The organism is Xenorhabdus entomophaga (assembly GCF_037996725.1).
Lineage (GTDB): Bacteria > Pseudomonadota > Gammaproteobacteria > Enterobacterales > Enterobacteriaceae > Xenorhabdus > Xenorhabdus khoisanae.
Genome location: NZ_JBBMXH010000267.1, coordinates 1 through 1,045, shown reverse-complemented (window position 1 = coordinate 1,045; position 1,045 = coordinate 1). Strand labels below are relative to the sequence as shown.

General features: G+C 38.9%; 2 protein-coding genes. Both read left to right on the top strand.

Going from position 1 to position 1,045, the window contains the following annotated elements; genetic code table 11:
- Positions 1 to 52 precede the first annotated feature (52 nt).
- Entirely contained in the window at positions 53 to 337 is a 285-nt protein-coding gene (locus AAC854_RS22685; protein ID WP_340619066.1) for a helix-turn-helix domain-containing protein, read from the top strand.
- Between the two features lie 307 nt (positions 338 to 644).
- On the top strand, positions 645 to 857 hold the full coding sequence (locus tag AAC854_RS22680) for an AMP-binding enzyme (protein ID WP_340619065.1): 213 nt from the start codon (positions 645 to 647) through the stop codon (positions 855 to 857).
- The last annotated feature ends 188 nt before the right edge of the window (positions 858 to 1,045 follow it).

The window sequence follows — 1,045 nt, the reverse complement described above, 5'->3', positions numbered from 1 at the left end:
GATACCAATGAGTGTGACGTTTTGCATGATGGCCTCTCCAGAAAAAAATACCCTGTTAGAGTATCGTTCACAAGGTAGGGGGCGACCATCTCATTATGACTGGCATCAGGCTGATATCATCGCTGCATTACGTAAACGTGGTACTACCTTAGCGGCTCTCTCCCGTGAGACGGGACTCAGTTCATCAACATTGGCAAATGCACTCAGCAGGCAGTGGCCTAAAGGCGAATGGATCATTGCTAACTATCTTGGCATTCATCCCTCTGAAATCTGGCCTAGCCGCTATTTTGATAAGTATGGTCGATTAATTGAGCGTAAGATTCGCAATAAATCATAAAAATAGTCAGTCCTTCATTTAAAAATCATAGGGAAGATAGCCGTAGCGGGGTATCTTCTCACTCGCAGAGACAGTCGTTACTATTTTTTCAATAACTCCTGACGCAATACGTTGCAACCGCTTTACATGGTTGGAACGGTTAGCGTGCTGACCTTATTTTAATTGTGGGAATCCCAGATCATAGGTCGAAAATATACCAACAGAATAATAATATTGGTAAGGCTTCTTAGCACGAAATATAGTTGTATATAAATTTGTATAGAATTAAAGAAATAAAGTATTTTTATATTTAATATCAATCAGTTAAATCATTAAACCCATATCCTATTGGGGAGAAGTTCCCCATGCCTTTATTGAATTAGATGAAAATAGTTCAGTGATGGAACAAGAATTAAATGATTATATTTGTACGGTAGTAGCACGGTATAAACGGCCGAAAGGGTATACTTTTTTAACATTGCCCCGAAATGCGAATGGAAAAATCATGAAAAATCTATTGAGAGAACGTGTTAAAAATTAAGCTCATATACTCAATGGATTTCAAGATGCAGCCAACAAAGAGGCAACTTGAAAGACGAAGTGTATAACTCTGACCTGATTTAACGCGATGCTCGACTTTAACATCCTATGACGTTGGCTTGTTGAAGCCAGTCGCGTTGACTTTTACCTTGTTTAAAATTGGCAAAAATGCCCAACGTATGAGAAAGC